The 22,782-nt window shown below is 71.4% G+C and carries 32 protein-coding genes; 29 read left to right on the top strand and 3 right to left on the bottom strand.

Translation table 11 applies throughout. The features are described from left to right. Positions 1-35 precede the first annotated feature (35 nt). From TOK_RS25180 to TOK_RS25050, 27 genes are all read left to right on the top strand, one after another. Positions 36-551 (top strand): hypothetical protein, encoded by a 516-nt coding sequence (locus TOK_RS25180; RefSeq protein ID WP_098960449.1) that lies wholly within the window; start codon positions 36-38, stop codon positions 549-551. A gap of 97 nt (positions 552-648) precedes the next feature. Continuing rightward, positions 649-1,575: a phage major capsid protein gene (locus TOK_RS25175; protein ID WP_098960448.1), complete on the top strand. Its 927-nt coding sequence runs from the start codon at positions 649-651 to the stop codon at positions 1,573-1,575. A 121-nt stretch (positions 1,576-1,696) separates the two neighbouring features. Next, positions 1,697-2,104, top strand: coding sequence for a Gp19/Gp15/Gp42 family protein (locus tag TOK_RS25170; RefSeq protein ID WP_098960447.1), 408 nt, complete (start codon positions 1,697-1,699; stop codon positions 2,102-2,104). Next, positions 2,104-2,421: a hypothetical protein gene (locus tag TOK_RS25165; RefSeq protein WP_141566534.1), complete on the top strand. Its 318-nt coding sequence runs from the start codon at positions 2,104-2,106 to the stop codon at positions 2,419-2,421. Before TOK_RS25170 ends, TOK_RS25165 begins: the two co-directional genes overlap by 1 nt. After that, positions 2,418-2,735, top strand: a complete 318-nt coding sequence (locus TOK_RS25160) for a hypothetical protein (protein WP_098960445.1) — start codon at positions 2,418-2,420, stop codon at positions 2,733-2,735. Before TOK_RS25165 ends, TOK_RS25160 begins: the two co-directional genes overlap by 4 nt. Continuing rightward, complete coding sequence (locus tag TOK_RS25155) at positions 2,728-3,114, top strand: hypothetical protein (protein ID WP_098960444.1); 387 nt, start codon at positions 2,728-2,730, stop codon at positions 3,112-3,114. Before TOK_RS25160 ends, TOK_RS25155 begins: the two co-directional genes overlap by 8 nt. A gap of 15 nt (positions 3,115-3,129) precedes the next feature. Further along, a complete protein-coding gene (locus TOK_RS25150; protein ID WP_098960443.1) occupies positions 3,130-3,789 on the top strand; it encodes a hypothetical protein in 660 nt (219 codons plus the stop codon). Between the two features lie 93 nt (positions 3,790-3,882). Beyond that, a complete protein-coding gene (locus TOK_RS25145; RefSeq protein ID WP_098960442.1) occupies positions 3,883-4,101 on the top strand; it encodes a hypothetical protein in 219 nt (72 codons plus the stop codon). After that, positions 4,098-4,475, top strand: coding sequence for a hypothetical protein (locus tag TOK_RS25140; RefSeq protein ID WP_098960441.1), 378 nt, complete (start codon positions 4,098-4,100; stop codon positions 4,473-4,475). Before TOK_RS25145 ends, TOK_RS25140 begins: the two co-directional genes overlap by 4 nt. 233 nt (positions 4,476-4,708) lie before the next feature. Then, on the top strand, positions 4,709-4,948 hold the full coding sequence (locus TOK_RS25135) for a hypothetical protein (protein ID WP_098960440.1): 240 nt from the start codon (positions 4,709-4,711) through the stop codon (positions 4,946-4,948). After that, entirely contained in the window at positions 4,945-8,478 is a 3,534-nt protein-coding gene (locus TOK_RS35125) for a phage tail tape measure protein (RefSeq protein ID WP_098960439.1), read from the top strand. Before TOK_RS25135 ends, TOK_RS35125 begins: the two co-directional genes overlap by 4 nt. Continuing rightward, positions 8,475-9,401 carry a hypothetical protein gene (locus TOK_RS25125; RefSeq protein ID WP_141566533.1) on the top strand — a complete coding sequence of 309 codons (927 nt, stop codon included), beginning with the start codon at positions 8,475-8,477 and terminating at the stop codon, positions 9,399-9,401. The genes TOK_RS35125 and TOK_RS25125 overlap by 4 nt, the downstream gene beginning before the upstream one ends. Before the next feature lie 13 nt (positions 9,402-9,414). After that, positions 9,415-10,509: a hypothetical protein gene (locus TOK_RS25120; RefSeq protein WP_141566532.1), complete on the top strand. Its 1,095-nt coding sequence runs from the start codon at positions 9,415-9,417 to the stop codon at positions 10,507-10,509. Positions 10,510-10,513: 4 nt separating this feature from the next. After that, entirely contained in the window at positions 10,514-11,632 is a 1,119-nt protein-coding gene (locus tag TOK_RS25115; RefSeq protein WP_098960436.1) for a hypothetical protein, read from the top strand. Continuing rightward, positions 11,632-12,213: a hypothetical protein gene (locus TOK_RS25110; protein WP_098960435.1), complete on the top strand. Its 582-nt coding sequence runs from the start codon at positions 11,632-11,634 to the stop codon at positions 12,211-12,213. The genes TOK_RS25115 and TOK_RS25110 overlap by 1 nt, the downstream gene beginning before the upstream one ends. Positions 12,214-12,318: 105 nt before the next feature. Continuing rightward, positions 12,319-12,516 (top strand): hypothetical protein, encoded by a 198-nt coding sequence (locus TOK_RS25105; RefSeq protein WP_098960434.1) that lies wholly within the window; start codon positions 12,319-12,321, stop codon positions 12,514-12,516. Next, a complete protein-coding gene (locus TOK_RS25100) occupies positions 12,513-13,373 on the top strand; it encodes an N-acetylmuramoyl-L-alanine amidase (RefSeq protein ID WP_098960433.1) in 861 nt (286 codons plus the stop codon). Before TOK_RS25105 ends, TOK_RS25100 begins: the two co-directional genes overlap by 4 nt. After that, positions 13,370-13,729, top strand: a complete 360-nt coding sequence (locus tag TOK_RS25095) for a hypothetical protein (RefSeq protein WP_098960432.1) — start codon at positions 13,370-13,372, stop codon at positions 13,727-13,729. Before TOK_RS25100 ends, TOK_RS25095 begins: the two co-directional genes overlap by 4 nt. 5 nt (positions 13,730-13,734) lie before the next feature. Beyond that, positions 13,735-14,064, top strand: coding sequence for a hypothetical protein (locus TOK_RS25090; protein ID WP_098960431.1), 330 nt, complete (start codon positions 13,735-13,737; stop codon positions 14,062-14,064). A gap of 3 nt (positions 14,065-14,067) precedes the next feature. Continuing rightward, positions 14,068-14,472 carry a hypothetical protein gene (locus tag TOK_RS25085; protein WP_098960430.1) on the top strand — a complete coding sequence of 135 codons (405 nt, stop codon included), beginning with the start codon at positions 14,068-14,070 and terminating at the stop codon, positions 14,470-14,472. Next, positions 14,469-14,768: a hypothetical protein gene (locus TOK_RS25080; protein ID WP_098960429.1), complete on the top strand. Its 300-nt coding sequence runs from the start codon at positions 14,469-14,471 to the stop codon at positions 14,766-14,768. The genes TOK_RS25085 and TOK_RS25080 overlap by 4 nt, the downstream gene beginning before the upstream one ends. Further along, positions 14,768-15,436 carry a hypothetical protein gene (locus TOK_RS25075; protein ID WP_098960428.1) on the top strand — a complete coding sequence of 223 codons (669 nt, stop codon included), beginning with the start codon at positions 14,768-14,770 and terminating at the stop codon, positions 15,434-15,436. Before TOK_RS25080 ends, TOK_RS25075 begins: the two co-directional genes overlap by 1 nt. Next, the gene (locus TOK_RS25070; RefSeq protein ID WP_098960427.1) at positions 15,433-16,017 is read left to right on the top strand and encodes a hypothetical protein; all 585 of its coding nucleotides are present in this window, start codon (positions 15,433-15,435) and stop codon (positions 16,015-16,017) included. Before TOK_RS25075 ends, TOK_RS25070 begins: the two co-directional genes overlap by 4 nt. Next, positions 16,017-18,197 carry a right-handed parallel beta-helix repeat-containing protein gene (locus tag TOK_RS25065; protein ID WP_098960426.1) on the top strand — a complete coding sequence of 727 codons (2,181 nt, stop codon included), beginning with the start codon at positions 16,017-16,019 and terminating at the stop codon, positions 18,195-18,197. The genes TOK_RS25070 and TOK_RS25065 overlap by 1 nt, the downstream gene beginning before the upstream one ends. A gap of 23 nt (positions 18,198-18,220) precedes the next feature. Further along, positions 18,221-18,550, top strand: coding sequence for a hypothetical protein (locus tag TOK_RS25060; RefSeq protein ID WP_098960425.1), 330 nt, complete (start codon positions 18,221-18,223; stop codon positions 18,548-18,550). A 38-nt stretch (positions 18,551-18,588) separates the two neighbouring features. Next, a complete protein-coding gene (locus TOK_RS25055) occupies positions 18,589-19,296 on the top strand; it encodes a hypothetical protein (RefSeq protein WP_098960424.1) in 708 nt (235 codons plus the stop codon). 2 nt (positions 19,297-19,298) lie between these two features. Then, complete coding sequence (locus tag TOK_RS25050; protein ID WP_098960423.1) at positions 19,299-19,538, top strand: hypothetical protein; 240 nt, start codon at positions 19,299-19,301, stop codon at positions 19,536-19,538. Between the two features lie 5 nt (positions 19,539-19,543). Here TOK_RS25050 and TOK_RS32910 read toward each other — a convergent pair whose 3' ends face one another. Both TOK_RS32910 and TOK_RS25040 read right to left on the bottom strand, forming a co-directional pair. After that, a complete protein-coding gene (locus tag TOK_RS32910; RefSeq protein WP_172457774.1) occupies positions 19,544-20,095 on the bottom strand; it encodes an Ltp family lipoprotein in 552 nt (183 codons plus the stop codon). Positions 20,096-20,345: 250 nt separating this feature from the next. Further along, entirely contained in the window at positions 20,346-20,570 is a 225-nt protein-coding gene (locus tag TOK_RS25040) for a hypothetical protein (RefSeq protein WP_098960422.1), read from the bottom strand. A gap of 139 nt (positions 20,571-20,709) precedes the next feature. On the opposite strand from TOK_RS25040, the gene TOK_RS25035 reads away from it, so the two are divergent. Then, the gene (locus TOK_RS25035) at positions 20,710-20,970 is read left to right on the top strand and encodes a MerR family DNA-binding transcriptional regulator (protein ID WP_253258627.1); all 261 of its coding nucleotides are present in this window, start codon (positions 20,710-20,712) and stop codon (positions 20,968-20,970) included. Between the two features lie 5 nt (positions 20,971-20,975). Here the strand turns inward: TOK_RS25035 and TOK_RS25030 are convergent, their stop codons facing one another. Beyond that, a complete protein-coding gene (locus tag TOK_RS25030; RefSeq protein ID WP_172457773.1) occupies positions 20,976-21,905 on the bottom strand; it encodes a site-specific integrase in 930 nt (309 codons plus the stop codon). A 183-nt stretch (positions 21,906-22,088) separates the two neighbouring features. On the opposite strand from TOK_RS25030, the gene TOK_RS25025 reads away from it, so the two are divergent. Then, positions 22,089-22,782, top strand: a 694-nt coding sequence (locus TOK_RS25025; protein ID WP_141566573.1) for a HipA family kinase, incomplete at its 3' end; no start/stop codon positions are given.

Genomic DNA, 22,782 nt, shown 5'->3' with positions numbered 1-22,782 from the left:
GGGTGGGCACGCTCCCCGCGATTTAGGAGTCATTCGTGACTGAGCAGCAGCAGACCACGAACCCCACGCCGACCGCTCCCGAGGCCACCGGCGGCGAGTCGAACGAGCAGGAGCCGTTCGACGCCGAGCGGGCGATGGAGAAGATCCGCAAGACCAACAGCGAGAACGCGGGCCTGCGGAAGCGGCTGAAGGAGCTGGAGCAGTTCGAGACGGCCGCGAAGGCCGCCGAGGACGCGAAGAAGTCCGAGACGCAGCGGTTCACCGAGCAGCTCGCGGACGCGAACCGGCGCGCCGAGGAGGCCGAGCTCGGCCGCTTGCGCGAGCGAGTCGCCCGCCGCGCGCAGCTGCCCGACGAGCTGGCCGACCGGCTCCGCGGCAACACCGAGGAGGAGCTGACGGCGGACGCGAAGGCGTTGGCCGCGCTCACGGCGAACGCGCAGGCCTCGGGTCGCGAGGAGCGCCGGCGCACGCCGGATCCGTCGCAGGGGCAGGGGATGGCGCTCAACGGGGACCCGCTGGAGGACTCGCTGCGGGCCGCGCTCGGCATCTGATCGGCTACCCTCGCCGCATCCAGTCCCCCGCGGTGGGGGCGCGCTCGCCCGAGGTGGCGGTCCGACATCGGATCCCTCACCTCGAAAGGCGGGCCCAGTGGCTATCACCGCCCCCACCGTCACCGGCGACTTCTCAGGCTTCCTGAACAAGGAGCGCGCCGCTCCGATCTTCGACCAGGTCTACCGGGCGTCTGCGCTGCAGCAGCTCGCGCGGAAGGTCCCGCTCGGCCTGGCCGGCACCGAGGTTCCCGTCGTCACCTCGAAGCCCACTGCGGGGTGGGTCGCCGAGGCCGGGAAGAAGCCGGCCAGCAAGGGCGGCATGACCCTCAAGTCGATGACGCCGAAGAAGATCGCGGCCATCGCCGTTGTCTCCGCCGAGACCGTGCGCGCCAACCCCGGCGGCTACGTCGACGAGATCCGGCCGCAGCTCGGCGAGGCCTTCGCGATGGCGTTCGACGCCGCCGGCTTCCACGGCACGAACACCCCGTTCGCCGCCTACCTCGGCCAGGCGACCGCGTCCGTCGGCATCGGCAGCAGCGCAGCGTCCGCCGGTGGCGTGCACGCCGACCTCGTCACCGCGCTGCGGCTGCTGGTCAACGCCGGCAAGAAGCTCACCGGCTTCGCCCTCGACACCCGCCTGGAGCCCGACCTCCTCGGCTCAGTGGACACCACCGGCCGGCCGCTCTACATCGAGTCCCCGTACGAGGGGACCGCGCCCGCGGCCCGTGGCGGCCGCCTCATCGGCCGTCAGTCGTCGATGGGTGACGGGGTTGGTGCGCCGACGCCGGGCGCCCCGTCGACGGCGTACACGCTCGGCTGGGCAGGTGACTGGTCGCAGGTCGTGTGGGGCCAGATCGGCGGCATCTCCTACGACGTCTCCACGCAGGCCACCGTCACGATCGACGGCGAGCTGACCTCGCTCTGGGAGAACAACCTCGTCGCCGTCCGCGCCGAGACCGAATTCGGTCTGCTCATCAACGACGTCTCGTCGTTCGTGAAGCTCACGAAGACCACGGCGGCCTGACCGATGCCGGCCTACAAGCACCCCGAGGCCGGGACCGTCATCGAGACCGACGGTCCCGCGCCCGAGGGCTTCGAGCCCACCGACGACCTCGACTACGGCGACCCGGCGGAGGGCAGCGACGATGGCGCTGGCGGAGACGACGGACGTGGCGACGGCTCTGCAGCGGACGGAGCTGACGACGGAGGAGGCGCGGTTCGTCCGAGCCCAGCTCGAGGCCGTCGAGGCAAGGCTGCTGACGCGGCTGCCGTCTCTGCGGACAAGGACTGACTCCGACCCGTCGTACGCGACGCTCGTCCGGAACATCGAGGCCGAGGCCGTCGCGCGCGTCCTGCGGAACTCCGAGGGGTTCCGGCAGGAGTCGATCGGGCCCTGGTCGGCCACTCTCGACACGCGGGTGGCGGCCGGGTTCCTCACGATCCTCGACGAGGAGTGGAAGCTCCTCGGCGCCGGTGGTGGGGCGTTCACGATCACGCCGTCCGCGCCGGTGCCGCCGCAGTGGCCGTCTCCGCACCTGGCGGGGTGGGCCTGATGCGTTACCCCGACACGGTCGTCCGGTGCCGCCCTGGTGGCGTCAACCGGTTCGGCGACCGCTTGACCGAGACCCGCACCGAGATGGCCGGCGCGTTCGCGCCCGTGTCGTCGACGGAGGACCACGTCACCCGCGGCGACACGGTCACGACGCAGGCGACGCTGTTCCTGCCCTACGGCAGCGACGTCGTCGCCACGGACGTCATCGAGATCGGCGGGCGGCGCTGGCACGTCGACGGCGACCCGGCGCAGTGGAAGTCGCCGCTCACCGGCCGCAAGGCCGTCTGCTCGGTGCCGCTGCGGGCGGTGTCGGGATGAGCACCCCTCGCGCGCGGTTCCGCCGCAACAGCTCCGCGATCCGCGCCTACCTGGCCCGGGACGTGGCGCTGCGGCAGGCGGTGAAGCGGCACGCCGACGACCTCGCGGCCCGGGTGGCCAGCGCGCCGGCAGGTGTCTACGACCGGATGCCGACGCCGATCGTCACGACGTCGGCAACGGCAGGGGCTCGCCGGGACCGGGCCGGCGCGACCGTCCTCGTCCCGGCCCCGCCCACGGGTGCGGTGCGCTACCCGGACGTCAAGAGCCGCTACCGCAGCGTCGTCGGGGTCGTCGGGTCGGTGACCCATGGCTGAGCTCCTCGCGGCGTGGCCCGATGCCGAGGTGGTCGTGCTCGACCTCCTCGACCCGGCCGTCGCGCCGGCGTGCACCGCGACGCCGGAGACGATCGAGACCCCCCTGATCAGGGTCGTCCGCACGGGCGGCTCCGACGACGGGATCACCGACTCCCCGGTGATGGAGGTGACCTGCATCGGCGCGGACCGGACGCAGTCCTGGCAGCTGTCGGAGCAGTGCAGGCAGGTGATCCTCGCCAGCCCGAACACCGTGGTGGCCGGCGTGCTGATCGACGACGCGGCGACGTTCACACCGCCGCTGCAGATTCCCGATCCCGACCTCGACAAGCGGTCGGTCACAACGAACTTCGTGCTGGCGTGGCGCCGGCCGCGATCCTAGGAAGGACTGTCTGACATGCCGGCATTCAACACTCTTCAGCAGCGCCAGCAGCAGCTGATCCGGAAGGCGCTCAACGGCGGCATCTGGACGGCCGCCTCGTCGGCCGCGGCGCCCGCGGCGCTCACGTCGGGGGCCGGCGCGGACCCCGTCGCGCTCCCGGTCGGCTACTCCGACGTCGGGTACATCACGAAGGACGACGGCGCGAGCTGGTCGCGGGACATGGACACCTCCGACACCACGTCGTGGGGCGCGTTCGAGCCGACGCGCCGCGACATCACCTCCGATGTCACGAACCTCAAGTTCACGATGCAGGAGACGAAGCGCCAGAGCCTGGAGCTCTACTACGGCGTGGACCTGTCCTCGGTCACCCCGACCGCGGTCACCGGTGAGGTCGCGTTCAACCAGGCCAGCGCGAACACCACGATCTACCGGCGGTTCTACGCGATCATGGCCGACGGTGTCGGCGCCGACGCGGTGTACATCGGCCGGTTCTGCCCGCGCATGTCGGTCACGACGGTCGACGACCAGGCGTGGACCGATGGCAGCGAGCTGCAGTACCCGGTGACCGGCACCGCGTTCGTCGACCCGACGCTCGGCTACGCGGTGCGGCACTTCTTCGGCGGCCCCGGCTGGGCGGCCCAGCTCGAGGCGGCCGGGTTCCCGGCCCTCGCCTGACCCGCTCCCCAGACCCGGTCCGGTGGCGGGCGTGCTGCTGCAGCCCGCCGCCGGGCCGGACCACCGGCACTACCCACCCGGAAGGAATCAGCCGTGCAGAACACCACCCTCGTCCACCCCGACGGCCGCGAGTACCAGACCAGCGACCCCGTCGAGCTCAACAACCTCGTCTACGGGCAGGGCTACCGCATCAAGTCCGGGAAGTCCTACGACGCCGTCATCGCGTCCGGTGGGAAGGCCGACGTCGACGGCAAGGAGCCCGTCGACACGAACACCGCCACCAGCGGCGGCGGGAAGGCCGCGGCGAAGTGAGCACGCCCGTCCCGAACCGCAAGGAACGCCGGTCGTGGAACCGGATGGTCGCCGAGGCCCGCAACGTCACCGCCGAGATCCCGGTGACGGACGAGCCCGGCGACGTCGTCGTCGTGCACATCCCGACGGCCGAGTCCCTCCAGTCGCTGCAGGAGCTGCAGCGCAAGGGGGACTTCGCCGGCGCCGTGTCGGTGCTGATCGGGAAGGACAACTACGAGCGGCTCGCGAGGGCTGCTCGTGGGGGCGCGCGACCCGACGACGACGCAGACGACAAGGCCGAGGGTGGCGCCCCGTTCACCGCGTGGCGCGACCTGATCGTCGACGTCATGACTGACCTCAACCTCGGCGGCCCGGGGGCCTCCCCGGAACGGTAGGCCGTGCCGTCGAACTGATCGACCGGTACGGCCACGAGCTGGAGTACGACCTCCAGGCCTACCTCGGCCTGGACCTTCTGGACTGGCTTCGCGGCCGGCACCCGTGGGGGAAGCTGCTCCGCCTCGTCGAGCAGCTCCCCCGCGAGTCCCGCTACATCGCCGCGCTCCACGACGACGACGAGATCGCCCCGCTGCTCGTCGCCGGACACACCGACAGCGGAGAGGAGCCCCGGATGTCGCTGGTCGGGTGGACGCCCGAGCGGGAGCTGCTCACCGAGCTCGTGCAGGCGGTCCGGGCGATGCATTCCACGCTGATCGGGGTGAACAGCAAGTCCGGCAAGGGGCCTGAGGTCCCGAAGCCGCGGCGGCCGCGGACGCTCGTCGACGACCTGCGCAAGCGCGCTGATCGCGATGAGGCGAACCGAGTGATCCAGATGTTCTCCCCGCGCGATGAAAGCGGAGCGACCTCGTGAGCCAGTACACCGCGGGTGACATCGCCGTCCCGATGGTCCCGTCGTTCGGCGGGTTCTTCGAGGAGATCACCTCCCGCATCAACTCCTTCACCCCACCGGACATCGTGATCACCCCGGTCGTCGACACCGACGAGGCCGAGGATCAGATCTCCAACCCGGGCATGGTCGCCGCGGGGGTCGCAGCTGGTGCGCTGATCGGGCTGGCCCTGACGAAGGCGCTGACCGACGCCCTGGACTTCTCCGCGGCGAACGGGAAGCTGCAGGCCCAGCTCGGGCTCTCCGCGGCGGACGCTGGCCGGTACGGGAAGATCGCCGGGGACCTGTACAGCCAGGCCTACGGCGAGTCGATCGGCGATGTCAACGACGCGATCCGGTCGGTGCTGCAGTCGGGGGCGCTGGCGGCGAACGCGACCGACGCCCAGATCCAGGACGTCACCGGGTCGGTGCTGAACCTCTCCAGCGCGTTCGGGGTCGACGCTGCCGGCGCGGCGAACGCGCTCGGGCAGGTGATGCGGACCGGGCTGGCGCCGAACGCTGAGGTCGCGCTCGACGTCATCTATCGCGGCTTCCAGGTCGGGGCGGACAAGGCCGAGGACTTCCTCGACACCCTGAACGAGTACGGCACCCAGTTCCGGAAGCTCGGGCTCGACGCCGCGGACGCGACTGGGCTGATCTCGCAGGGGTTGCAGGCCGGTGCCCGCGACGGGGACCTGGTCGCCGACGCGCTGAAGGAGTTCTCGATCCGGGCGGTTGACGGGTCGGAGGCCTCGGCGGCGGCGTTCAAGGGCCTCGGCCTGTCGGCTGAGCAGATGACCGCGCAGATCGCGCGGGGCGGGCAGGGCGCGAAGGACGGCGTCGGCCTGGTCCTCGACCGGCTCCGCGCGGTGAAGGACCCGGCCCAGCAGGCGGCGCTCGCGACCGGCTTGTTCGGCACCCAGGCCGAGGACTTGGGTGCGGCGCTGTTCGCGCTGCACCCGGAGACGGCGGCGGCCGGGCTGGGGCAGATCGGTGGGGCAGCAGACGCTGCGGGCGAGGCGCTGATGACGCCGTCTGCGCGGATGGAGTCCTTCCAGCGGACCCTGCAGACCACCGTTGTCGACCTCATCGGCGGGAAGATCCTGCCGATCTTCTCCACGCTCATCGACTGGGGCTCGGCGATCTTCAGCTGGGGCCCTGTCCCGGAGATCCTGTCGTTCCTCGCCACCTCGGGCGGTGTAGCCGTCGGGCTGCTCCTGGCCGTCGTCGGCGCCACCAAGGCGTGGACCCTGGCGCAGGCCGCGCTCAACATCGTCATGAACGCCAACCCGGTCACGCTCATCGTGCTGGCGATCGGGGCGCTCGTCGGCGCCCTGATCTGGGCCTACAACAACGTCGAGTGGCTCCGCGACTTCGTCGACAGCGCGTTCCGGGTGATCGCAGGCGTCGCGACGTGGCTGTGGAAGTCGGTGTTCAAGCCCGCGTTCGACGGGATCGCCACCGCGGCGACGTGGCTGTGGCAGTCCGTGCTCTCCCCGGTGTTCTCGTTCATCGGGAAGGCCGCGCAGGTCCTGTTCGCGGTCATCATGACCGTCCTCATCGCACCGCTGATCGTCGCGTGGAACGTGCTCGCCGCGGCCGCGACCTGGCTCTACGAGAACGTCCTGCAGCCCGTGTTCTCGGCCATCGGTGCCGCCGCGACCTGGCTGTGGGAGAGCGTCCTCAAGCCCGTCTGGGACGCCCTCGTCTGGCTGTGGCAGAACGTCCTCGCCCCGGCCGCCGAGTGGCTCTACCAGAACGTCTTCCTGCCGATCTTCAACGCCATCGGCGCGATCGTCGAGTGGGTGTGGCTGAACCTGATCAAGCCCAACCTCGACGCGATGGTGTGGCTGTGGCAGAACGTGCTCGCCCCGGTCCTGAACTGGCTGTGGCACAACATCTTCGAGCCCGCGTTCCAGGGCATCGGCACGGTGATCTCGTGGGTGTGGACCAACGTCATCAAGCCCACCTTCGACGCCATCGTCGCCGGCGTGAACTGGGTGAAAGACGGGTTCCAGTCCGCGGTCGACTGGATCGGTCGGATCTGGTCCGGGATGAAGTCGCTCCTGGCGAAGCCCGTGAACTTCCTCATCGAGACGGTGTGGAACAAGGGCATCCTCGTCGCCTGGAACTGGGTCGCCGACCTCCTCCCCGGCGTCGAGCCCGCGAAGGGGCTCGACAAGATCCCCGAGTTCGCGGCCGGTGGGCCCGTCCCGCACGACATGCTCCTGCGTGCCGGTGAGGCCGGCCCCGAGTACGTCCTCTCGGCGCCCGCGGTCGCGAAGCTCGGAGGCATGGCCGCGGCCGACCGGCTACACCGCAACCTTCTCGGCGGGACCGAGTCCGAGACCGGCGCTGGTGTCGGCGGGGTGTCCGGCTCCAGCTCTGTGGGCTCCGGCGGTGGCAGCGTCTGGCAGGCCCTGTGGAACATCGTGCACGGCGCGTTCCCCACCGCCCGGCTCACCTCGAGCGTGCGGCCGGGGGACCCCGGCTACCACGGCGCCGGGAAGGCCATCGACATCGCGGGCCCCCGAAGCATGGACATGCCGTTCATGCTCGCCGTGGACCAGTGGATCGCCGCGAAGTACCCCGGCTCGACGGAACTGATTCACACCCCGGGCATCAACCTGAAGAACGGCCGCCCGTTCACCTACTCGGCCGGGACCCGCGCCGAGCACTACAACCACGTGCACTGGGCCATGAACGGGATCCCCGGCGCGGCAGGTGACGGCGCGGTCGCGTTCTCCGGGTCCGCGCGGGCATACAACTGGTTCCAGCAGCGCGTCCGGGAGCTCGTCAACTCGGCGACCGACGGGATCATCAACGCGATCCCGTTCCACGCGCCGCCGCAGATGTTCGACATCCCGAAGAACATCGCGAACTTCGGCCGGGACAAGGTGCTGGAGTTCCTCGTCGGGGAGGGCAAGAAGGAGGACGAGAAGTCGAACGTCTCCTACACCGGTGGGGCCGGTGTGGAGCAGTGGCGCGGGCTGGTCACGCAGGCTCTGGCCCGGCTCGGGCTGTCCCCGGCCGATGCGGATCGGACGCTGCGCCGGATGAACCAGGAGTCGGGCGGGAACCCGCGCGCGATCAACAACTGGGACTCCAACGCCGCGCGGGGCACGCCGTCGAAGGGCCTGATGCAGGTCATCGACCCGACGTTCCGCGCCTACCGCGACCCGGGTCTGGCCAACGACATCTGGGATCCGATGGCGAACATCGTCGCGTCGATGCGCTACGCCCGAGCCCGGTACGGGTCGCTCGCTGCGGCCTACGACAAGCCGGGCGGCTACGACTCGGGTGGCTGGCTCCCGCCGGGCATGTCGACGGTCTACAACGGCACGTCGCGCCCGGAGGCGATCCTCACCCCGGAGCAGTGGGACAAGGTCCGCCCGGGCGGCGGTGACGGCGCCCAGATCACGCTGCAGGCCCGGGAGCCGATGTCGCAGTCGGAGATCTCCCGGCTGGCCGACGAGATCGTCCGCAGGCAGCAGTGGGCCAGGAGGACCGGATGAGGCTCGTGGCCCTAGACGTGCTCAAGGCCTCGCACGGCCCGACGCACGAGCAGTACGTCGACGCGGCCGGGACGGCGTGGATCTGCACCAGCATCAAGGGCTGGCTGACGGCGCCAGCCCGCCGGACGAAGCACGACGAGCGGGAGACGGGTGACGGGGCGCACCGGTCGGCGGCGTACCGGCAGACCCGAAGCATGTCGATCGAGGGCCGGTTCTTCCCGCTGTCGGACACGGTCGCCTGGGACACCGCGGAGCGGCTGCTGGCGATCTGCCCGGACCCGGGGGAGCGGTACCCGCTCGTCGTCGACGGGGCGGTGCGGCCGTTGCTGGCCTACGTGGAGCAGGCGGGGGAGGTCCTCGTCGAGCAGACCGGGCCGCGGCAGTGGGACTGGTCGGTGCCGGTGATCGCGGCGGACCCGTACCGGTATGCGGTGGCGTGGGCGAGCGTGGGCCCGTCGTCGGCGGGGACTGACGGGGTCGGCGGTATCGCGACGTCGGGGTCCGGGATCGTGTCGAGCTCGCCGGGTATCGCGACCGGGACGGCGCCGACGCTGGCGACCGCGACGGTCACCGGGACGGGCACGGTCGACAACCAGGTGGTACTGCAGGCGACCGGGCCGACCGCGGGCGTGCAGATCGCCGACCTCGGCGGAACGTCGATCGTCGGGATCCGGGGCACGACCGCGGCCGGGGAGAACCTGTTCATCAACACGTCGGGGCGGGTCGCGTTCGACGTGCCGGGCTGCCCGACCCCGATCCCCGCCTACGGCGCGGTGCTGGGCGGCGCGAACGCGCGCGGCGCGGTCTGGGTGACCGGCGGCTGGCCGCGGCTGCGGCCCGGCGACATCTGCACGTTCCGGCTGACCGGCGCGACCGGGCCCGGGACGGCGCTGACAGTGCACACCCGCGGTACGTGGGTCTGAGGAAGGAACCAGCATGGGCGCATCGAGTGCCAGTACGACCTCGCCGTGGGTCTCCAACCAGACCGTGACGAGCCCGGAGGCGCGCCTCGCGCTGGGCGCGTCGTGGGCCAAGCAGGTCGGGTCGTCGATCCTGACCGAGTCTGGCGCCGTCGAGGGCGCCGGTCCGGGCGCGTCGGTGTCCGGGAACAATATTCTCGTCACCGCGCACCAGGCTGTCGTCGAGGCCGCGCTCGGCACGTACGTGTGCACCTCGACGGCGACCATGACTGTCCCGCTCGACACGCCGATCCCGACGTCGGGGCAGTCGCGCTACGACATCATCTACGGCGAGATCGTCGACTCCTCGGACTCGGCGACCTACCGCCTGAACACGGTGAAGAGCGCGGCGTCGGCGTCGCCGAGCATCCCCAGCGCCCCGTCGAACACGGTGCCGCTGTTCCGGGTACAGGTCACCAGCGCCGGCCCGCAGACGCCGGTGCCAATCATGTCGTGGGCGCGGGCGCCGGGTGCGCCGCGGCTCGTCGAGACCGGGGACACCCGCAACGGCGCCTACATCGGTGACCGCCGCAAGTTCCGCGACGGCTCCGAGGACGTGTGGTCCGGGTCCGCGTGGCAGCGCGTCGTCGCGCCGGCGTCGTGGTCGCAGTTCACCCCGTCGCTGCTCACCGCGGGCGACGCCTCCGGTGTGCCGGTCGGACCCAACGGCTCCGCGATCGGCCGGTACCTGGTGCAGGGCAAGAGCATGCACCTGCGCTACATCTTCAAGGTCGGCGCGGGCGCGCCCCCGGCGGGCTGGGGCGACATCTCCACGACGCTGCCGCCCGGGATCACCTCGGCGCCGATCGAGGAGACACAGATCCTCGCGAAGCTCAACGCGCACAACCCGGTGGGCACGCTGTACGCGATCTGGCTGGGGAAGTGCTTCATCCCGCCGAACAGCAACCAGATGAACCTCTACTTCCCGTTCTCCTCCGCCCGCTCGGACCTGGGCACCTACCAGATGTCGAGCTCGTCCGGTGGGCCCGCGGGCACCGGCCGCCCGCTCGTCCCCGGCGGCTATCCGATCCCCGGCGTGCTCGTCATCCAGGGCACCATCGAAATTTCGTGATCTTGTGGACGAGCCCGAGTTCCGTGTCCTGGTCGCCTACACGCGCACCGGGCAGATCGTCGACGCCCTCGACGACCCCGGCTGGTCGTTCGAGGAGAACCTCGCCTGGTCGACCCTGGGGAAGATGACCCTGACCGTGCCGCTCCCCGGCGCCGACCGCGCGGGGAAACTCACCCGGGACACGCTGCGCGGCATCCGCAACGGGATGTCGTCGATCTCCCTGGTGATCCTCCGCCGCGACGGCGCCGCGCTCGCCGCCGGGCCCGTCTACACCCTCGGCTGGAACGCGGCCGGCGTGTCGATCGGCTGCGCGTCGCTGAACAAGCTGTTCGACAAGCGCATGGTGCTCGCCCCCAGCTACCTCGGGGACCCGACGAACCCGGCCGCGTCCGTCACCCTCGCGCTCCCGCCCCGGGACCGGGCGACGAAGCTCATCGACCTCGCCATGACCGGTGTCCGTCGGGGCCTCCCGATCACCCTGCCGTCGCTGTCCGGAGTCGAGGGCGACGAGGTCACCTACGCCGGCGTCGACCTGCGCACCACCGCCGAGGCCGTCAAGGCCATCGTCGAGGCCGATGGCGGCCCCGACATCCTGCTGCTGCCGCAGGTGTCTGACGACCAGTCCCAGCTCTCGTGGACCGCCGCGATCGGGGACCCGGCCCTCGGCGCGTTCAACCCAGACGCCACCTGGGACTACCCGCTCGTCGCGATCTCCGGGGACGTCGATGACTCCGAGACCACCGAGACCGCGTATGTCGTCGGCGACTCGTCCGGGTCGGATTCCGCTACCCGCCTGGTCGGGGTCGCTACCGTCGACCGCGGCGAGCCGTGGCCGGCGCTGGAGCGCGCCGACCGCACGAGCGTGTCGGAGGCGCGGCAGACGCAGCTCGACGCGCTCGCCACCTCCTACGGCGCCGAGTACAGCGATGCCGTGGAGACGATCACCTACAGCGCCCCGACCGACCTCGCGCCGGCCTACCGAACGGCGTGGAACCTCGGGGACACGGCGACGTTCGCCTACACCGGGCACCCGTGGCTCGACGACGGCACCGCGACCGCCCGCATGATCGGGGTGGCGATGGACCCCGGTAACACGCGGTTCTCGACGAAGGCGGTGGCCTGATGGGCCGGATCGGTGAGACCACCTCGGAGGCGTCGGAGGCGCAGCGCACCGAGGGGCGGCTCCGCGAGCTCGACCGCAAGGCGATGCGCGCGCAGCGGGCCGCGGCTGGTGGGGCGCGGGGCGTCGTGGCGGGCGGGCTGGTCGTGAAGACGTCGGGCTCGGCGACCACGTCCGGGACGACACCGGCGACGGGGGCCGCGATCCTCAGCGCCGCGGTGACGATGCCGTACGGCCGCACGTTCGAGGTTCGGGTCCCCAACCTCGGCTTCACCAGTGTGTCGCCCGGGTTCGTCATCGCGCAGATCACGCACACCCTCGATGGGTCTGCGCCGACGGCGAGCTCGACGGTCCTCGACACCGGGACCAGCGACACGTCCGGGTCGGGCCGCGGCCTGAACATGGTCGGGTGGGTGTCGCTGGCCCGTCCGGTCGGCGTCGACGACAGCGCCATCGACGTGCCGCTCAAGGTCCTCGTGACGTTCTGGGCCGGGCTGGCCGGGACGTACACGGCGCAGGCGGCGCCGACGTGGCCGGCGAAGCTGGTCATCGAGGACAAGGGCCCCGCGCTCGTCGTCGCCTGAGCAGGCCGTGGCTGCGCCCTGGTCCGGGTAGCATCCCCTCACCGGCCCTCGGTGGCCGAGGTCCCGCCCCAGGTGGCATCCGCCCGATGCCGACCAGGGGGCCGCATGGCGCGCCACGAGCTGGAGCAGGACCTGCAGTCGCTGGCGTACCGCGACATGCCCGACGAGCAGGTCACCACCGACGACCAGATCCGCCACTTCCTCGTCCGTGAGCACGAGCCGATCCGGTCGGTTGCCGACGTCACCCTGCCCGGCCAGTACGAGCTCGACGGCTGGGACACCGGACGGCAGGACCCGCGATGAGCGGCATCTACGTGCCGTGGCTGGCCGACGCCGCACGGCTCACCGGCTACCCCGTCGCCGAGGTGTCGGGATGGCGCAACCGCGGCCACGGAGGCATGACCGCCGTCGAGGGCGTCGTCTGCCACCACACCGCCGGGCCGCGCACGGGGGAGTACCCGTCCCTGCAGGTCGTGCGGGACGGCCACGCCGGCCTGCCCGGCCCGCTCGCGCACCTCGGCCTCGGCCGCTCGGGCACGGTCTACGTGATCGCGGCCGGGCTGAGCTACCACGCCGGTGACTCCGGGTGGGCTGGGCTGTCGAGCCTGAACTACCGGTTCATCGGCATCGAGGCCGAGTCGACCGGTGCAGGGTCCGGCGACTGGACGCCTGAGCAGGTCGACTGCTACCCGCGGCTCGTCGCGGCGCTCCTGTACTTCATGCGCCGCAATGCATCCCGCGTGTGCGCGCACCGCGAGTGCGCCATCCCGAAGGGCCGCAAGATCGACCCGACCGGCATCGACATGACCGCGTTCCGCGGCCGCGTCGCGGCTCTGCTCGCGGACCCCCTGCACCGCATCCCCCGGGGCGGCGCCAGCGGCGCCGGTCCCGCTCCCACGCTCCGACCGGAGGACGACGTCATGTACATCAAGAGCGATCTCGGGAAGGGCGTCACCGGCACGGCCCTCCTCGCTGGCCCGATCTTCGTCGGCCTCACCGGCGGTGAGGTTGCCTCCGCCGACGAGCAGATCGCCAAGGGCGCCCCCGTGCAGTGGGTCGGCCTGGCCACCTGGAACGAGCTCGACCGGCGTTCGCACGCCCTGTGCGACAACCCTCGCCCGGTCCGGGTCGTCGCGGACCCGATCGAGGTGCAGCCGTGAAGCGCGAGCCTGCCCTGCTCTACGTCGGGCTCCTCGCCCCGCTCGTCCAGGTCCTGGCCGCGTTCGTGTTCGGCGCCGACCCGACCGTGCAGGGCGCGGTCAACGCCGCGGCCGTCGCGATCGCAGGCGCTGTCACCGCCATCCTCGTCCGGACCGACAGCATGGTCCCGGCCATCCTCGGCGCCGCGCAGGCCGTCCTCGCCCTGGTCCTGGCGTTCGGAGTGCAGTGGACCTCCGAGCAGCAGGCCGCGCTCATGGGCATCGTCGGTGCGATCGTCGCCGTCGTCATCCGCGACCGCGTCACCGCGCCGGCCCCGGCCGCCGTGCCCGTGGCCATCCAGTTCGACGGCCCCTGACCGCCGTGCTGATCCGCTGGCTCGTCCGCCGCTGGCGGGCCCCCGACCGCATCGAGCAGGCCCTGCTCGAGGTGCTGCGCAACGTGAAGGAGAACCGGAAGATGGCAGAGCAGACGAACGCCGCGCTGGCCGAGCTGTCCAGCGCGATCGACGAGGTCGCCGGCGAGCTCGACGACGTCACCGCGAAGCTCGACGCCGCGCTGGCCGACGACGCCACGATCGACCAGGCGACCGCCGACCAGATCCGGGCGGCCGCGACCCGGCTGCGCGGTCTGCGTCCCGACGACGCCCCGGCCGAGCCCGAGGCGCCGGCCGACGGCGGCGAGCAGGCCTGACCTGTGGCCGTCCGCACCGACCTCACGATCTACCGGGGCGACACCTACCTGTCGCCCTGGTGGGTCGTCGTCGTCGACGGGGCCGGCGTCGACCTCGCCGACCCTGGGTCGGGGTGGACGGTCAAAGCCCAGGCCCGCCGAGGCGGGACCGTCGTCATCGACTGGGGCAGCACACCCGGCGCGACGCTCGTCGCGCAGCCGTGGACCGGGACCGTCGGCACCAGCACCGTCGAGACAACGGCGGTGCGGCTCTACCTCACCCCGGCGGCAACAGCCCTGCTCGAGGCGAACCGGTCGCTGGCGTTCGACATCGAGCTGTCCAGCCCCGACGGCGGCCCTCTCGACGACGCCTACCGGGTCACGCTGATCGTGGGCACCATCTCGATCACGAAGGATGTGACCGAGTGACTGCGCCGATCCTGCCCGGGGAACAGGTCATCGTCGTCGAGATCGGTGGCGGCTCTGACGCGGTCCCGGTGTTCGTCCCCGGCACCGCTGTGGGAGGCGCGTCCCGCCTCGACGACCTCCTCGACGTCGACGCACCAGCCGGTAGCCCGGGGCTGCTGGAGCGGCAGGACGACGGCCGGGTGCACCCGGTGAGCCGTGACGACGTCCTCGCCCCGCACATCGTGGCGCCCGAGCCGCACCCCGCCTACGACGACCTTCCCGACCTCCGCCTGATCTTCGAGAACGGACTGATCTGATGCCCTCACTGGGTACGAACATCGCCAACCTCGCGCAGCGCGTCTCGAACGAGTCGAAGGCCCTGCGCACGCTGGTGAACGGCAACGCCCTCGACAACTCTGCGCTGCTCACCACGGCGAAGAACAACCTCGTCGCCGCCATCAACGAGCTCAAGGACGGGCTCGACGACCTGTCCTCGGGCGCTGCAGGCATCGATGACGGCACCACGAGCACGGCGTCGACCTGGTCCTCGCAGAAGACCTCGGACTCGATCACCGCGGCGGTTGCCACGATCGTGATCCCCGAGCTCACCGACCTCATCGACGACGTCACCGCGTCGACGTCCACGGTCTACAGCTCGAGCAAGACCGAGACCGTCGTCTCAGACGCGGTCTCCGCGGCGGTGTCCAACCTCCTGGATGGCGCCCCGGCAGCCCTGGACACGCTTAACGAGCTGGCGGCGGCGGTCAACGACGACGCCACGTTCTCCGCGATCGTCACCACGGCGCTCGGCAACCGCGTGCGCACCGACACCGCGACGCAGGGCCTCGACTCCACGCAGCAGAGCAACGCCCGGACCAACATCGGTGCCGCCGCAGCGAGCGACCTCGCCGCGTTGAGCGCGGCCGTTGGCGACACCGATCCGGACCCGACGTTCGTTGAGATCTTCGAGGCCGGTCTGTCGTGAGCCTTGCGAGCGCTGTCGCCGCGCTCGCGTCCCGACTTGCCACCGAGCTCAACACGCTCCGCGGCGAGATGGCGGCGGGCCTCACGGGGAAGGCGAACAGCAGCCATACCCACGGCGCCGGGGACGTCACCTCTGGCACCCTGGCCGTCGCACGGGTGCCGACGGGCACGTCGGGCACCACGGTGGCGCTGGGCAACCACACCCACTCGTACCTCGACCAGTCGGCCGGTGACGCGCGGTACCGCCAGCACAACCAGGCACCCCGCACGCTGACGGTGTCGACGTCGACAGCGAACGCCGATGTCGGCGCGGCCGGGGATCTCCAGATCACGGTCAGCACCGTCACCTCGACGACGATCACGCCGACCAACGGCCAGAACGGCCGGACCTGCGTCATCGACGTCACCGCGGCATCGGGCGCGACGCGCACGGTGATCATCGGCGGCTCGCCGAAGAAGGGCGAGGGCATCAGCGCCGCCCAGCTCGCGATCCCCGCCGGCGGCATCGGCCGGTTCGTGATCCGCTACACGACGCTGGGCTCCGCGGCCTACAGCGTTGACTCCTGCTACCTGGTGGCCTGATGCCCGGCACGATCGTCCAGTTCAACTCCGGCGGCGACGCGACAGGCGGATCCGGGACGGCGACCCTCCCCGCAGCCACCAAGGCCGGGAACGTCCTGTTCATCGCGATGACCGCCATCTCCGGCCCGACGGTCTCAGGCCTCACCCAGGACGTGACCGTCACCGGCTCCGGGGTCAGCCACCTGACCCGGCTGTTCCGCAAGGACGCGGTCGCCGGCGAGACGTCGTGGCCGGTCAGCTACGGCGGCAACGGCGGCCTGTGGGTTGTCGTTGAGGTGTCGGGCCTCCTCACCGGCACCGGGCCGGACAAGACCGCGTCCAACGCGGGGTCGGCCAGCGGCACGTCGACACCATCGGGCACGACCGCGGCGACCACCCAGGCCGACGAGTTCGCGATGGCAGTGTTCTCGGCGCTCACCATCGGTGGCTCCACTCCTTCGTTCTCGGGGTACACCAACTCGTTCGGCGAGATCGCCGACGTCGGCTCCCCGGCGGGCGCGACGTACCGCAACGGACTCGCGGTCGCGACGAAGGCGCTCACGGCCACCGGCACGCAGACGAGCACGGCGACGTCCAGCGTGTCGACGTACCGCTCCGGGTTGATCGCGACGTACAAGGCGGCCCTCCCGGCCGACTACTACATCTCCGCGGCAGGTTCGGACTCCAACCCCGGCACCCTCGCCGCGCCGTGGAAGACGTTCAGCCCGACGTACTCGAAGACGTTCATCCCCGGCGACACGATCAACCTGCGCGGCGGGGACACATTCTCCGGGCTGCTGTACCTGCCCAACGCCGGTTCGTCGGGCAGCCCCATCAAGATCCGCAGCTACGGCACCGGCCGGGCGACGATCACGAACACCACCAACTCGGCGATCTACGTCTACAACAGCGGCTACGTCGAGATCGACAACATCAACGTCGTCGGCGGCTCCGGAGCGTGGGCCTACGACGGGATCGCGTTCTACGCCTCCGGCGCGGGCCAGAAGACCTACGTGCGGATCACAAACTGCGAGATCAGCTGGTTCCGCAACGGCATCGCGGTCGGCGGCGACAGCGGCGGCGGCTGGTCCGACGTCATCATCAACTCCGTCGACACCCACGACTGCCGCGACCAGGGAATCTTCACCTACGGCCCGTCCGCCACGAAGGCCAACACCAACGTGACGGTGAGCAACTGCCGCGCCTGGGGCAACCCCGGCGACTCCGCGAACACCACCACCCACACCGGGTCGGGCATCCTGCTCGGCTCCGTCGACGGCGGCCTGATCCAGGACTGCTCGGCCTGGGGCAACGGCGCGAACTGCTCAGCACCCGAAGGCCCCGTCGGGATCTGGTGCTACGACTCCAACGCCGTGATCATCGAGCGCTGCCTGGCCTACAGCAACCTCACCGGCGGCACCGCCGACGGCGACGGCTTCGACCTCGACATCCGCACCACCAACTGCGAGGTGCGCTACTGCCTCGCCTACGGCAACGACGGCGCGGGGATCCTGGTCTACGGCGGCGCCGTGACCGCGCACTCCGGGAACCGGGTCCACCACAACATCTGCTGGGGCAACAGCCGCAAGACCGACTACTACTACGCCGAGCTCACCCTCGCCGGGAACGTCGGCAACGTGGCGGTGTTCCACAACACCCTGATCGCGCGAGACAACGGCGCGGTGCTACCGCCGGCGCTGTCTGTCGAAGACACCGGCGCATCCGGCGCCACGGTCCGCAACAACATCCTCCGCGGCGCGACCGGCTACCTCGTCCGCGGCGAGAACGCCTACGCCACCACCGCCGTGCTGCTGCAGGGCAACGCCTACGAAGGCTCCGGCGGGATCCGGTGGGGCGGCACCACGCACGCCACCCTCGCCGCGCTGCGCGCCGCCGTGTCGGGCCAGGAGCAAGTGTCCGGGGTCAACAAGGGGTACGAGGGCACCGTTGGCCTCGCCTCCCCGAACACCACCCCGACCATCACCACCGTCGCCGGTCTGACCGGCGCCACCGACTACGCGCTGACAGCGGCGTCGCCGGTGAAGGCCGCCGGCCTGGACCTGCCGACTCTGTTCGGCGTGTCGCTTGGCTCGAGGGACTACTTCGGAACCGCGCTGACGGCGCCGTACTCGATCGGCGCCCATGAGCAGGACTCCACCGGGCCCGAGCCGGGCCGTCGGCTGCTGAGCGCGACATCGTGACGTCGAGAGGTGGCAGGTGATGCGTGGACGGGCTGGGCGCGATCGGGACCGAACTGATCTCCCGGTTCGGGGTGTACGCGCTCCTGCTGATCGGGATGCTCCTGATCATCCGGGCCCTGCGGAGGGACGCGGAGAAGGTCGCCACACGGATGGCCGAGCAGGACGAGGACCACGCCCGCGAGAGGGCGGCGTGGCGGGACGAGCAGCTGTACCTGCAGGGCCAGATCCGGGACCTGCGCCTGGACGTGGAGGACGAGCGGATGGCGAGGCACGCCGCGGAGGACGCCGCGCGGGCGGCCGGGGTGGCGCTCTCGCCGCCCGCGTCACCGCGGCATCGTCTGCAGGACGGCTGATCCGCCGCCACGGGGCGTGGCCCGTCGCGCTTGTCGCGTTGGGGCTGGCCGGGGTCGGCTTCTTCTCCGTGCACGACGTGGTGGAGAAGCAGGACGCGAAGACAGGGCAGGCTGTCGCGGTCGAGCAGCTCGGGCAGGTCGCGGACCCGCTCGCGCAGCTGTGCGCCGAGGACCCAGCGATCCGGGCGCGGGTTGGGCAGGGGTGCGGAGCTGCCCAGGCCGCCGTCGACAGCCCGACGGTGCAGGCCGCGAAGAACGGCAGCGACGGCGCGAACGGGCGCGGGATCACCGGCACCAGGATCGGTGTGGATGGGCACCTGGTCGTCGCCTACGACGACGGCACCTCCCGTGACGTCGGGAAGGTCGTCGGCGACGACGGTCGCGGCATCGCCACCACCACCCTTGATGGAGGCCGCCTCGTCCTCGTCTACTCCGATGGCACCCGCGTCGACCTCGGCGGCGTCGTCGGCCCCGCCGGGCGCTCCATCACCGGCGCGTCGACCGACGGCGGGCGCCTCGTCCTCACCCTCGACGACGGGTCGACCCTCGACGCCGGCCCGCTCCCCGCCGGACCGGCCGGGCAGGACGGCCAGCCCGGCGACCAGGGACCCGCGGGCGCGGCTGGCCCGGCGTGCCCGGACGGCTACCAGGCCGTCGTCGTTTCGGGCCCGGTGTTCGGTGAGGACGGCACGCGCTACTCGCGGGCGATCACCTGCGTCGACCCGACGTCGGCCAGCGGCGGCTGACCGTGGCCGAGCAGCGGCTCACCCCGGCCGAGGCGGAGGAGGCCGCGTTCCGGCGGGTCCTCGTCGCGCACGAGCGGTTCCTGCGGGCGCTGGCCGAGCACCGGCAGGCCAGCGAGCAGCTGCTGCGTGAGTCCGCGGCCCGGGCCGTCGAGGACGCCGACCTCGTCCGGAACTTCCGGGCGTTGCTGCCGTTCGCGACGCGGCGGACACGGATCCCGCCGCAGCGCGCCCCGCAGGATTGATCAGGTCACAGACCGACGGACTTCGCGCCGTGCGCAGCCTGCTCCGCGGTGAACCCCTCGAACTTGAGCTGCTTGATCAGCCCGTCCCGGGAGAACGCCTGGAGCTCCATGTAGCTGGCGGCCTTCTTGTCCGCCTGTTCGGTCCAATCGACCGTGACGTGGTCGACCGCGTACGTCGAGTCCGCCGTCGAGAACTTCTCGTACTGGAGTTGCTTGATCAGCCCCGTCCGGGAGAACCCGGAGAACGACAGGTAGCTCTCCGCCTTGCGGACGGCGTTGGCCTGGGACGTCGTCATGGCCGGCGCAGTCGGAGTTGGCGGGGCCTGAACGGCGGGCACGGATGTCACGGCAGGAACCTGCGGCGCGGTCGACGCGGTCGTGGGCGCCGACGCTGTCGAGGACGGTGACTTGTCGCCACCTCCGGACGTGGCCGCCGCGATGATGATGATCAGGACGACCGCACCGGCCACGATCCACGGCCACTTCTTCCGGGACTTCTTCGGCGGCTCCTGTTGGTACTGCTGGGTTGGGTCGAACGGCGGCTGCGGGTAGGACACGTGGTAGCTCCTGGCGGTCGGTGGTGGCGGGTGGCTGTTCGTTCGCTGACGAAGAGTTGTTACAGAGTGGACAGAAGTCACGCACCGCGTGGGCGCAGGGTGAGTTCTTCCCCCGGCCGGCCGAGAAGGACCACTCGACCGTGGAGGAGGCGCGCGATCCGGATGCCGTCGGTGAGACACGCGATCACGGCGAGGGTGTCGACGTGCACGATGACCTCCGCGGCGCGCCGGCACCGCTCGTCGCAGCACCTCATCCCGGACCTCGAGCGGCTCCGCGCGACCGGATCACCGCGAGGGCGTCGGCGGCCAGCTCGGACACCTTGCACGGCCACGCCGCGTGCAGGCTCGTCCCCGCGACACGACAGACGACGCAGCGGCCGTCGTTGTCGGGGCGGTGCTCGACGACGAGTCGCCCGACGAGTTCCACGTTCTGGGCGATCGTGTCGACCAGCTCGGGCCAGTTAGCGTCCTTCATGGGTCCCCTCCCGTGGGGATCAAGGCCCCCGGCGAGGTGTTCGCAGCACCTGCCGGGGGCCGTCCGTCTATGCGGGGGCCCAGGTGGGGTCCGCGGGCTTCCCCACCCGCGGACCGTTCGCACCTGGGATGAAATTGCGGTGGAGCACGGTGAAATCGGCAAGATCCCCGGGGAAATCGGCAACTCCTCCGACACCGTGCCGGGCGTGCCCGAGTACCTCACGACGCCGCAAGCCGCGAAGGAGCTGAACGTCAACGAGCGCACCCTGCGGCACTGGGTCGCGACAGGGCTCATCGAGCCGGACTTCCGCACCGCTGGCGGGCACATGCGCTGGGACATTGACCGCGTCCGGGCGGAGCTGCGCCGCGACCTCCGGCGCCGACGCGACGAGGCCGAGTAGGCCGGTCACGCCGCCGCTCCCGCCTGGTCGTCGCCCGAGGGGCGAGGCCGCCGGTGCGCGGAGCGTGGTCGCAACGAGCGGGCGGCCAGCTTGTCCATCGCCCGCACGCCGGCTCGGCCGCCGGTCTGCACGTAGATGCGGGTCGTCTCCGGGCTGGAGTGACGCATCAGGTCCTGCGTAAGCAGCAAGTCCCTTGTCTGCGCGTAGGCGGCAGTCCCGAAGCTATGGCGTGCCCAGTGCAGGGTGTAGGGCTGCCCGAGCCTGCGGAAGAAGTCGCCGACCGTGCGGGAGACGTATTTCGGGCTGACGGCAGCACCAGACTGCGTCCTCCACAGGACCGAGTCGGTGACGAGCCATGAGCGGACGTCGGCCTCGATGTGCTTGGGCACCACCATGCTGAACGACTTCCGGCCCTTGCCCACCGCCGACAGCACCAGGCGCCCGTCCGTCTCGGTGAAGCTGTCGCGACGCAGTTGTGCCACTTCCATCGCGCGCAAGCCCATGAACGCGGCGAGCAGGAGCCACGTCCGGATGCGCGGCGGGGCGCAGATGAGTGCGGCCTGCAGGTCGCCCTCCGGGATGGGGTGCGGCCGGCCGCGGGACAGCCGGATCCGCGGGAGCCTCGCTGCGGGGTTCTGCTCGAGGTGCCCGGCCTCGAAGGCCCACCGGTAGAAGCCGGCCGCGTGGACGGAGTACGTCGACACGGTGCTTCGCGCGAGGGTTTCGCCGCGGCGGGTTCGCCGCTGGAGGAGGCCGGACTGCCACTGGTCGAGGACGTCGGGTGTGGCGTCGAGGAGGTCGCATGGGAGGGAGCGCGCGAGCCGGTACAGGTTGTCCCGGCGGTGCGCGAGGGAGATGGGTGTGGCGCCGCTGCGGTCGAAGTGGTCGAGGTGAATTCGGATCATCCGTCGGTCTGCGTCCGAAATCTCGTTCATTGCCGAATGATCGGCCTTCGCGGCCCTGCGCCGATAGGCGTCCATCAGGCGGCCCTCCATGACGGAGCGGAGCCGTCTTGTGGGCTTGTGCCCGGCGTTTGGGCGACCCCTGCCGCTGCACTGTCCGAGCCACTGACCTGCGGTTCGGGGACTATCCGAAGGTGACTACGTGGAGAACACGTCGTGAAGTTCCACGGCGCGGGCCAGGGCCGCAAGGTGCTGGTCGCCGAGGTCGTGGCGGGCGAGCTGGCGCGCGGGATGGGGCTGCCGGTGCCGGAGCTGCTCACCGTCGACGTCGACCCGCAGCTCGGGCTCGCCGAGCCGGACCAGGAGGTCCAGGAGCTGCTGCGGAACTCGCCGGGGCGCAACCTCGGCGTCGACTTCCTGCCCGGTGCGCTCGACCTCGATCCGCTCGCGTTCGACCCCGGCCCGGAGTTCGCCGGCCGGGTCCTGTGGTTCGACGCGCTCGTCGGCAACGTCGACCGCTCGTGGCGTAACGCCAACCTGCTGCTGTGGCACCGCAGTCCGTACCTGATCGACCACGGCGCCACGCTCACGTTCCACCACGGCTGGTCCGGGCCGCCCGCGCCGGAAGCGCTCGCCCAGCGGGCCGTCCGCCCCTACGACGCCGCCGACCACGTCCTGATCGGCTGCGCACCCGACGTCGACGCCGCCGACGCCGAGCTCGCCCCGCGCGCCACCGGCGAGCTGCTGGCCGCGGCCGCCGCGGCCGTGCCCGACGAGTGGCTCGACGGCGAACCGGGCTTCGACGGACCCGACGAGGTCCGCGCCGCGTACGTCGCCGCGCTGGCGGCCCGGCTCGACGCCCGCGCCGCGTGGCTGCCCGGGTTGCGCGAGGCCGCCGCCGCCGGTGCGG

The organism is Pseudonocardia sp. N23, from assembly GCF_002583555.1.
Lineage (GTDB): Bacteria > Actinomycetota > Actinomycetes > Mycobacteriales > Pseudonocardiaceae > Pseudonocardia.
Note: the sequence above shows the minus strand (reverse complement) of the source record. Positions and strands in the feature narration are given on the sequence as shown.